General features: G+C 56.7%; 6 protein-coding genes and 2 pseudogenes. 5 read left to right on the forward strand and 3 right to left on the reverse strand.

Features of this window, described 5'->3' with window-relative positions; genetic code table 11:
- Positions 1–522, forward strand: a 522-nt coding sequence (locus Q0M74_RS11060) for a metallophosphoesterase (RefSeq protein ID WP_366088232.1), incomplete at its 5' end; no start/stop codon positions are given.
- Here the strand turns inward: Q0M74_RS11060 and Q0M74_RS11065 are convergent.
- Positions 404–2,173 carry an FUSC family protein gene (locus tag Q0M74_RS11065; protein ID WP_293954412.1) on the reverse strand — a complete coding sequence of 590 codons (1,770 nt, stop codon included), beginning with the start codon at positions 2,171–2,173 and terminating at the stop codon, positions 404–406. The genes Q0M74_RS11060 and Q0M74_RS11065 overlap by 119 nt on opposite strands.
- A gap of 396 nt (positions 2,174–2,569) precedes the next feature.
- Entirely contained in the window at positions 2,570–3,862 is a 1,293-nt protein-coding gene (aceA, locus tag Q0M74_RS11070; RefSeq protein WP_293954414.1) for an isocitrate lyase, read from the reverse strand.
- Between the two features lie 515 nt (positions 3,863–4,377).
- Between aceA and glcB the strand changes: the two genes are divergently transcribed.
- The 3 genes and pseudogenes from glcB to Q0M74_RS11085 form a co-directional block, all read left to right on the forward strand.
- Positions 4,378–6,582 carry a malate synthase G gene (gene glcB / locus Q0M74_RS11075; RefSeq protein WP_293954417.1) on the forward strand — a complete coding sequence of 735 codons (2,205 nt, stop codon included), beginning with the start codon at positions 4,378–4,380 and terminating at the stop codon, positions 6,580–6,582.
- A 184-nt stretch (positions 6,583–6,766) separates the two neighbouring features.
- Positions 6,767–6,922, forward strand: coding sequence for a hypothetical protein (locus Q0M74_RS11080; RefSeq protein ID WP_293954419.1), 156 nt, complete (start codon positions 6,767–6,769; stop codon positions 6,920–6,922).
- A 269-nt stretch (positions 6,923–7,191) separates the two neighbouring features.
- Positions 7,192–7,338, forward strand: a pseudogene (locus Q0M74_RS11085) (IS6 family transposase); the annotation flags it as partial.
- A gap of 953 nt (positions 7,339–8,291) precedes the next feature.
- On the opposite strand, the gene Q0M74_RS11090 reads toward Q0M74_RS11085, so the two are convergent.
- The gene (locus tag Q0M74_RS11090; RefSeq protein WP_293954421.1) at positions 8,292–9,056 is read right to left on the reverse strand and encodes a D-hexose-6-phosphate mutarotase; all 765 of its coding nucleotides are present in this window, start codon (positions 9,054–9,056) and stop codon (positions 8,292–8,294) included.
- 169 nt (positions 9,057–9,225) lie between these two features.
- Here Q0M74_RS11090 and Q0M74_RS11095 point away from each other — a divergent pair.
- Positions 9,226–9,502, forward strand: a pseudogene (locus tag Q0M74_RS11095) (bile acid:sodium symporter family protein); the annotation flags it as partial.

Genomic DNA, 9,502 nt, shown 5'->3' on the forward strand with positions numbered 1-9,502 from the left:
GATGAGCACGATGAGATGGTGTTGGGAAATCTGACGGATGCGGTACGCCCCGGAGATACCCTCTGGATTCTTGGTGATCTGTCCAGCGGACGGTCAGAGGCTGAGGAACGCGCACTGGGACTTATCGGGGACAGACTTCCCGGCGTCGAGAAGCATCTAGTTGCAGGCAATCACGACTCATGTCATCCGTTGTTCCGATCTGCATACAGAAGACAGCGGAGATTCCTCGAAGTTTTTGATTCTGTTCAGGCTTTCCAGAAGCTCCGCTGGGAGGGTGAAGATGTGTACATGTGCCATTTCCCGCGGCCAGGACAGGACCATGTGGGAATGCCTTCACGTTATGATGACCTGCGGCTCACGGTTCCTCTGTTGATTCACGGTCATCTGCATTCCCAGTTTCCCGTCACCGGCCGGGGTCAGGTCGACGTTGGGGTTGAGGCGTGGGGTCTGAAACCTGCTCCCCTGGAGATTGTTCGTGAGACCTTGTGGGATTCAGTGTCCCGGTATCCAGGTTTAGAGTGACATCCCGAATCATGGTGGATAACTGGTCCACCTCATCAAGGGTGGTGCTGCGGTTGGCGTTGGTGGTGCAGAAATCTAGCAGCGTATAGCCGGCCCTCTGGATCTTCAGGTGATCCTCCCAGTATGCGTCGGAACTGTCTGGTGAATTCATCGCCCGTGATTGTGCAGCACGTCGTTCACTGAGCAGCTCAAACTGCAGGTCGCGTCGTTCTGCCAGGGCATCGGCGGGTTTGGTGATGTGGATGCGTCCGAGGAGTCCTGCCATGGCGTCCTGTGCACGGCGAATGAGTCTGGCATGATGTTTTTGATCGGCCTGTGGGATGAAGAACCACAGTAGAAGCAGCGAGAAGATGATTGACAGCAGGACTTCTGCTGTTCGCGAGATCACGATATCGCTCAGGGGCTCAGTAATCGCGTTGCCCATCAACAGCGCCAGGGGCGTGGTGAAGATAACGCATAGCGCGTAGTTTCTCACCACGAACACTTCGGCGAAAAACTGGCAGATGGCCAGGGCGATGAGTAGGGACCATCCCTGAACACCAACCAGGTGGAGTATGGCGTAGAGGCCGATGCCGATGACTGATCCAACAACCCTGTGCAAGCCACGGATGGTGCCCGGGATGCGGTCTGGGCCCCATTGGAGGACGAGTAGGCCAGAAACAATGGCCCAGTCAGGGCGGCCCAGACCAAAAGCCAGACCTGCGATGCCCATGAGTAGTGCAGACACCATGACCTTTCCTGCGGTGATGGTGGCGTGACTGTGGGGAGAAGCGCTGCGGTAGAGGCGGTAGGTTACTGAGGGGCGAGCATGTGGAATGGCAGTACGGGAGAGATCCAGATAGTTCCGGGAATCTGAAGCATCTGATGTGCTCGGTGCACTGTTCATCCCGGTGTCATGGATCCTGGTGTTGAGGATGGCGAGTTTGGTGTGTGCGCGTTGCACACGTGCCACCAGGTCCGATTGTGCGGTTTTGCGAACCTGTCCGCCGGCAAGAACACCGGCATCAGAAAGCGCGAACCATGCGTTGGACAGGGCTGTTTCAGCCTGGTGATTTTTTGCCACCACTTGCTGGGGAGACCTCTGAAAGTCCTTGACCGCTTTTTCCAGAACATCCACGGCCTGCTTTTCAGGACCGTGTGGGTCGAGCAGGGCGGGGAGAAGTCCGAGGGTGAGGCCGGTTGCCACACCAACCAGCGCCCAGAGGCCAACCTCTACAGGGTTGAGTCCCAGACGGGCCACCATGGTGGAACCGCCTGCCACCATGACGATGAAGAAACTGCCGGGCGGTGGGAGTCTCAGGGCGTTTTGAATCCAGGTGCCCACGGTAGACAGCACAGTGACGAAAAGAACCACGAGTAGCAGCCACCAGATTGAACCTCCGACGTTGATCTGTGCCCAAACTACTTCGCCGACAAAGGCGCCGGCCATGGCGCCTGTTGCCAGTAATGCACCTGCGGTCGCCATGACCTGGAGGCGTTTCCGGTAGGGATGTCCCTCCCCGTAGATCACGGTGAATCCACCTGCGGCGATCAGCAGCATCTCTGTTTCATAGCCGAGCATCAGGGCGATGCCACCTGGGATCAGCAGTGCCAAGGCAGCGCGGAGGGCGCCCGGCCAGCGGGGTCCCGGCGTGTGAAAAGCAGTGAACAACGTTAAGGGGTTCTGACGTTGTGGGGGCTGTTCATCGTGTTTCTGGGGCAAGGAACTCCTCATGGGGGCATGTCTGAAGAAATGGAGGTGTCCTTCAAGTTTAAGCCTTGCCTATGATTAAAGGTGGGGGAAGAGGGTTTGATGTGATCAAAAGTGTGATGGGCACCCGACGTGATCGAGGGGCCACCGGCTAATGAGGGGGCGTCGATAGGCACCGTCTTTGGTGCAACGCAAGCACCCCTTTGCCCTCTATCGCGATGACAGATGGCAAAGGGGTGCTATGCGAGGAGTGTGGCAAAAAGGGGTGGAACAAAAAGAGAGTACTTTTAGAGTGTTGCCACCTTCTCCCACCCCTTGAGGCCAGTAGGGGAGAAGGTGACCAGGCACAGCGTCAGATTAGAACTGTGAGTCCTCGGTGGAACCCTTCAGGGAAGTGGTGGAGGAGTTCGGGTCAACGGTGGTGGCGATGGTGTCGAAGTAGCCGGCACCAACCTCACGCTGGTGCTTGACAGCGGTGAAGCCGCGCTCTTCAGCAGCCTTGAACTCACGGTTCTGCAGGTCGACGAAGGAGGTCATGCCCTCGCGTGCGTAACCATAAGCCAGGTCGAACATGCCGTAGTTGAGGGAGTGGAAGCCTGCCAGGGTGATGAACTGGAACTTGAAGCCCATAGCTCCCAGTTCCTTCTGGAACTTAGCGATCTCATCTGCCTCAAGGTGTGCGGACCAGTTGAAGGATGGGGAGCAGTTGTAGGAGAGCAGCTGGTCTGGGAACTCTTCGTGGACAGCCTCAGCGAACTGCTTGGCCAGAGCCAGGTCAGGAGTACCGGTCTCCATCCAGATCATGTCAGCATAAGGAGCGTAGGATTTCGCACGGGCGATGCAAGGCTCGATGCCGTTCTTGACATGGTAGTAGCCCTCAGCGGTGCGCTCACCGGTGATGAATGGCTGGTCGCGCTCATCAACGTCAGAGGTGATCAGAGTTGCTGCCTCTGCGTCGGTGCGGGCGATGACAACGGAAGGAACGTTGGCAACGTCAGATGCTAGGCGGGCAGCGTTGAGGGTACGGATGTGCTGCTGAGTCGGGATGAGGACCTTGCCACCGAGGTGTCCACATTTTTTCTCGGAAGCGAGCTGATCCTCCCAGTGGGTGCCAGCGGCGCCTGCGCCGATCATGGCCTTCTGCAGTTCGTAGACGTTCAGTGCGCCACCGAAGCCAGCTTCACCGTCGGCGACGATTGGAACAACCCAGTTATCAACGGAATCGTCACCCTCAGTGCGGGCGATCTCGTCGGCACGCAGCAGTGCGTTGTTGATGCGGCGGACAACGCTTGGAACGGAGTTCGCTGGGTAAAGGGACTGGTCAGGATAGGTGTGGCCGGAGAGGTTGGCATCACCGGCGACCTGCCAACCGGAGAGGTAGACAGCCTTCAGTCCGGCGCGGACCTGCTGCACAGCCTGGTTGCCTGTCAGGGCGCCCAGTGCGTTGATGTAGCCGTCGCCTTCTGCGGAAACTGCATCCCAGAGGATCTCAGCGCCGCGGCGTGCGAGGGTCTGCTCCTCGACGACAGAACCCTGAAGCTCTGCAACCTGCTCTGCGGTGTAGTCGCGGGTGATGCCGTTCCAGCGTGGGTTGGTGTCCCAATCCTGCTGAATTTCCTGTGCGGTGCGTGGCGTTCCAACGTTTGACATCTGAAGTCACTTCCTTCTTGGTAATGCTATGAATCGCATTCGGTGAGATGTGCCGTTGCCCTTGAGGTGTTGTGCAAAACACTCGGAAACTATTTGAGTGATCTGCAACCCCTGTTGCGGTGGCGTGCTTCACACAATGCTCCATCGGGCAGTGGGCAGTCAACGCCTTTGGGTTTTTAAGTTTTGTGCGGGGGTGACCACCCCTGTTGCAAAGCTTGCAAAGTTATAACCTTGCAAGTGCGATGATGATTCTGAGCGCTAGTACGTTTGTACTGGGAAAACCTCGATATCTAATGAAATGCCCGCTCACGGGCATGTTCCTTGAAGGGGGCTTCAAGGTGCAGGTGTGACCAATCTTTTGCGGGGGTAGTGGCTAGGTAAAGTTCGCAAACCTATTGGCTCGGTGATTCTCATCACTTAGTCTGTTCGTATCGCAAGCCCTCACAGGGCCCGAGCGAGGTTGTCACAACAGATGACCGAGAATCTCAAGAACTCTTGCTTCGAAGGAGCCTTCCATGAACGATCAGCAGATTAAGACCGCTGACCAGACCGAGCGTGTTTCCGTCGGTGGAATGCAGGTTTCGAAAGTCCTCCGTGACTTTCTGACCGAGTCAGTACTTCCCCGGGTGGGCGTGGATGCAGGGGCGTTCTGGAACGGCTTCGGCGAGATCGTCCGCGATCTCACCCCACGCAACCGCGAACTGCTGGAACGCCGTGATGAGCTGCAGTCCCAGTTGGATGAGTACTACCGTGAAAATCCAGGTGAGCAGGACCCAGAGGCCTATGAGGCATTCCTGCGCGAGATCGGCTACCTGGTCGATGCACCTGCTGACGCCGAGATCCGCACCCGGAACATCGACTCTGAGATCGCCACCACCGCCGGCCCACAGCTGGTTGTCCCCATCCTCAATGCCCGCTTCGCCCTCAATGCAGCTAATGCCCGTTGGGGATCCCTCTATGACGCCCTCTACGGAACCAATGCCATCCCGGATGAGGATGGCGCAGAGCGTGGCAAGGGCTACAACCCTGTCCGTGGCCAGAAGGTTATTGAGTGGGGACGTGACTTCCTTGACGCTGTCCTGCCCATTGAAGGTGCAAGCCACGCTGATGTTGAGAAGTACAACATCACCGACGGCAAGTTGGCCGCTCATATCGGTGACGGCATCCACCGTTTGAAGGATAAAAACGCCTACCTGGGCTTCACCGGCCACTTCCAGGACCCCACCGCCATCCTGCTGCAGAACAACGGTCTGCACATCGAGCTGCAGATCGACCCTTCCCACCCCATTGGTCAGAACGATAAGACCGGTATGAAGGACATCATCTTAGAATCTGCCGTGACCACCATCATGGACTTCGAGGACTCCATCGCAGCCGTTGACGCTGAGGACAAGACCCTGGGTTACACCAACTGGTTCCAGCTCAACACCGGAGAACTCACCGAAGAAGTTGCCAAGGGAGATAAGACCTTCACCCGCAAGCTCAACGATGACCGTCTCTACATCGGTAAGAACGGTGCTGAGATCACCCTGCACGGCCGTTCCCTGCTGTTTGTTCGCAATGTCGGTCACCTCATGACCAACCCGGCCATCCTCATCGATGGCGAGGAGATCTTCGAGGGCATCATGGATGCCGTCATCACCAGTCTCTGCGCCATCCCGGGAATCGCACCACAGAACAAGAAGAAGAACTCCCGCCGAGGCTCCATCTATATTGTGAAGCCTAAGCAGCACGGACCTGAGGAAGTTGCATTCACCAATGAACTCTTCGCCCGCGTTGAAGACCTGCTGGATCTGCCACGCCACACTCTCAAGGTCGGCGTCATGGATGAGGAGCGTCGTACCTCCGTCAACCTGGATGCCTGCATCATGGAGGTCGCTGACCGCCTGGCCTTCATCAACACCGGCTTCCTCGACCGCACCGGCGATGAGATCCACACCTCCATGGAAGCTGGCGCCATGGTGCGCAAGGCTGATATGCAGACCGCACCGTGGAAGCAGGCCTACGAGGACAACAATGTGGACACCGGAATCCACCGCGGACTCCCAGGTAAGGCTCAGATTGGTAAGGGCATGTGGGCCATGACCGAACTCATGGGTGAGATGCTGGAGAAGAAGATCGGTCAGCCCCGTGAAGGTGCCAACACTGCATGGGTTCCTTCCCCAACCGGCGCCACCCTGCACGCAACCCACTACCACCGGGTCAATGTGTTCAAGGTTCAGGATGAGCTGCGTGCCGCCGGCCGTCGCGACACCCTGTCCAAGATCATCGAGCTGCCTGTTGCCGTAAACACCAGCTGGTCTGATGCAGAAAAGAGAGAAGAACTGGACAACAACTGCCAGTCCATCCTCGGTTATGTTGTGCGCTGGGTGGAACAGGGCGTTGGTTGCTCCAAGGTTCCAGATATTCACGATGTCGCACTCATGGAGGACCGCGCCACCCTGCGCATCTCCTCCCAGATCCTGGCCAACTGGATGCGCCACGGTGTTGTCACCGAGGAACAGATCATTGAGTCCCTGGAACGCATGGCTGTGGTTGTTGATGGCCAGAACGCCGGTGATCCGAACTACCTCAACATGGCACCAAACTACGACCAGTCCATCGCCTTCCAGGCGGCCAAGGATCTGATCCTCAAGGGTACGGAATCCCCATCCGGATACACCGAACCGATCCTGCATACCCGTCGCCGTGAGTTCAAGGAACTCCACGGTATCAAGTAAGAGCCCCCGATTAAGGCCCACACACCCCTGATAACGCCTGAATCTCAGGGCATCAGCAGCGGAAGATCCCGCCCCTGATGCCCCGCAGAACAGGTGGGCACCCACAACACCCCTGTGGGAGGCCCACCTGTTCTTTATTTTTCTCCAGCATCAGTAGTGCTTTATTAGATGGGGTGTGGCGGCAGTGTTGGCAGCATCCCAACAGTTCGATGACCGTGATTTGAAGTGTGATGAGTGGGACATGGAAGCTCACACCGCCTTGCGTGCTTTGGGGTCGGTGACAGCCAACCGCTGGATCGTGACAAACAGGTATGCCGCAGTCACCAACACCATGCGATGATGTCACCCTAGCCAGCTGCGTCTTCCAAAAGATCCAAGCCCAGGATTTACTACTTCACTAATTGCGGTATGTGCTATTTTTGAAGCTTTCAGCTCGTGGTCAAAAACTATCCTGAGTGATGTCCACTGGGTGCCAGGATCTTCTTTATCACAACTGAGCTAAGCCTTCGCCCTGTTCCAGATAAGTAGTGTCTCGGGAGACCACCTTTACCTTCCGGTGTTGTTGTTAGGTTCGGTTGACAGGGTAATTGGTGTGGAATGATCAGGGACATGGGTATCTTCTCGGGTCGCTATTTCCCTCGTGAAACCATCCTGTGGCGGTGCGGTGGTATTGCCATGATGGGGTGAGCTATCACGATCTGGAAGACATGATGACTTCAGCGCCGAGTGCCAGTGGATCCCACCACGATCTACCGCCGGACCTGTCGATACCAGTGTGTTTGTTTATCCAGCTTAAGGCGCGTATTTCCATGCCCCGTTTCTTAAGGTGGAATACTGGCGTTTCATAAGTCTCTGCGCGTTTGTGTCTCACGGTAGAAGCAGGGGGTGTCAAGGTAAAACGTTGTCATGCGACGTCAGTGGCAGACAGGAATCGGTTTCACGGGTCTTATTGTGAACGTGGCTTGCAGACTTTTTCCGTTTTGTGCACACGAATACTGAACACTGGGTGGTCAACATTTGATTCACATACTTGTCTGCCAGGGGCGGACCCCGGCGAAGTCCAGCGGATGTAAGGGGCCGCATGGCTTTTATCGGATGAGCTGTCCTACTCACGCACTGCGTTTAGTAGGTGGTGTGTGCATGTCGGACTGATTCTTAGTTGCCATGATGACATCTTTCTGCTCGGCCGATCGCGGAGTCGACGGGGGAGTCGGTTCACGCGTCAACGACGGAGCGCACGCCGCGGGGTCGTACTTTTTTCATGCGCCCCTTGTGCCACTGTCACTGTATGACCCACGGTAGTCACAATCCGGTGGTGCTGCTACGAATGCAGAAGTGCGATTCTGAGCGATAAAGCTACTCATCACGAAAGTTCTCCCGAGCCGTGAACCAGGTGACACTGCATAGTGATTAGGAACTGGTGAATCCAGTATTGACGCGGAATCGACGAAGTCAGCAGTTTCCATCCGTAGTCAATAGTTTCGAGGGGGACTGTGGCGGAATTGGCGTTCCAGAAGGAGGCGAAACGAGATTTAAGGGCCGTCTCGCTTTTTCTTTACCTCGTATTCTCCGGGGTGTGAACCCCGTGGTCAGGTATGCAATGCGGTCTGCCGTGCTCATACACTGATCGGTGTAGCGCTCGTAGAATCTGGTTAGCAGCGTGGTCTCCACCACTTCCCGGGTGGGGAAAAACGGGCCCTCCAGTACTGCTAGGCCTTCTCGGAGATCTTCACCACCATCCCGATGCTGACGCTGCCACCGGGTTCAACATCCACGCCCTTGAGGTCAGGGCCCAACAGGGCTGGTTCCACGCAGACAAAGTTGCGCCATTCGCCCTCACCGAGATCATCAAGCTGTGCCGCCCGTTCGGCAGCCGGGTTCCACACCACCGTGGCATCATGCCCACGGCCGGTGACCTCGATGGTACGGGTGTGATCGTGGATAAGCATGGTCGGTTCACCCAACACCACGCGGTCATATTCACCCGCGAAGGAGATCGCACCCTCCTGAGTGCTGGTCTCCTCGGTGAGGCGATCCAGGATCGGCATCCCCTCAGCCCCGGAGATCGTGGTTGTCTCAATGTCACCGACCCGGAAATACGGGTGGAAGGCCAGCTGGACCTTCTCGGTGTTGTCTGTCTGGTTGGTCAGCCCCAAGGTCATCTCGAAGCCCTCGTCGGTTCGCCAGATATCCACCTGAAGTTCAAAACCGTCCTTTTCCAGGCCGGCACTGATTTTTTCACCATCCATGACCTCCCAGGTGCTGGTGCGTGCCCAACCATGTGAGGGCTGTTTATCCAGGAGGGTGCCAAACCACGGTGCGATCAGGGGTACCCCACCACGGATCGCTGAGCCCTCCTCGAATCTGGCTGTGGAACTGAGAAACAGGATGTCCCCTGAAGGGAATTCTGCGGAGGTCAGGTGTGCGCCGATGGGGGAGACGGTCAGTGGGCCGGAAGTAATCAAGTCTGTCATGCCCCCAATGGTAGACACGAATTGTTAGCAGGCACCCTTAATCGATACAGTATGATGCGCCACACTCATAGGCAATGCTTTATTTAATTTCTGTGCCCACCCATCAGCACGGTCTCACGTCAGTTAGAACCCGAGATTTTCCTGTCTTTTTGGAGTGGCCCCCGTGTCAATCAATAACAACCAAGATGCTGGTCAGAACCCTGACCTGAACACTGATCAGAGTGCCAAGAAGGAAGACCGTTCCGCGGCTTTCATCGTGATGGCCTTCCCGGCATTCATCCTCATCGGTGCCATCGTGGCCTTCATGTTCCCCGCGACCTTTGCGCCCTTGACCAATTACATCAACCTTTTCCTCACCATCATCATGTTCACCATGGGGCTCACCCTCACGGTTCCAGACTTCCAGATGGTGCTCAAGCGCCCCCTGCCGGTGTTCATCGGTGTGG

Source organism: uncultured Corynebacterium sp. (assembly GCF_945649885.1).
In the GTDB taxonomy this organism is placed as follows: Bacteria; Actinomycetota; Actinomycetes; order Mycobacteriales; family Mycobacteriaceae; genus Corynebacterium.